Raw genomic sequence first — 859 nt, 5'->3', positions numbered from 1 at the left:
CGTGCGCACCCTGTCCCTGCTCGGCGTGCTCGCCGTACTGATCCTGATCGGCGGCCTCACCAAGCCGGACCAGTTCCTGGACACCCGCAACCTCCAGCTGGTCCTCACCCAGGCGTCCGTCATCGGCGTCGTCACCGTCGGCATGACCTTCGTCATCATCTCCGGCGGCATCGACCTGTCGGTCGGCGCGATCGTCGCCCTCGCCTCGGTGTGGGCGACCACCGTCGCCACCCAGGAGTACGGCTTCGCCGGCATCCTCTTCACCGCCGTCCTGGTCGGACTCGGCTGCGGCCTGGTCAACGGGGTGCTCATCGCGTACGGCGGGATGGTGCCGTTCATCGCCACCCTCGCCATGCTCGCCTCCGCCCGCGGTCTCGCCCTCCAGATCACCGACGGGCGCACCCAGATCGTCACCGTCGACAGCGTCCTCGACCTCGGCGAGCGCGACGCCTACGTGCTGGGCATCCCCCCGCTGGTGCTGGTGTTCGCCGCGGTCACCGTCGTCGGCTGGCTGGTGCTCAACCGCACCACCTTCGGCCGCCGCTCCGTCGCCGTCGGCGGCAACGCGGAGGCCGCCCGCCTGGCCGGCATCGACGTGCGCCGCCAGCGCCTCTACCTGTACCTGCTGTCCGGGCTGTGCTGCGGCATCGCCGCCTTCCTGCTGATCGTTCTGTCCGGCTCGGGACAGAACACCAACGGCAACCTCTACGAACTCGACGCCATCGCCGCCGCGATCATCGGCGGCACCCTGCTCACCGGGGGCCGCGGCACCATCGTCGGCTCCGTCCTCGGCGTCCTGATCTTCACCACCATCACCAACATCTTCGCCCTGAACAACCTGCAGACCGACGTCCAGCAG

1 protein-coding gene is annotated in these 859 nt (G+C 69.6%); it reads left to right on the top strand.

Features of this window, described 5'->3' with window-relative positions:
- Position 1 precedes the first annotated feature (1 nt).
- A partial coding sequence (locus tag LPA54_RS33270; protein ID WP_228984459.1) for an ABC transporter permease occupies positions 2-859 on the top strand: 858 nt, incomplete at its 3' end.

Origin of the sequence: Streptomyces sp. DH12 (genome assembly GCF_020873895.1) — a bacterium.
In the GTDB taxonomy this organism is placed as follows: Bacteria; Actinomycetota; Actinomycetes; order Streptomycetales; family Streptomycetaceae; genus Streptomyces.
Note: the sequence above shows the minus strand (reverse complement) of the source record. Positions and strands in the feature narration are given on the sequence as shown.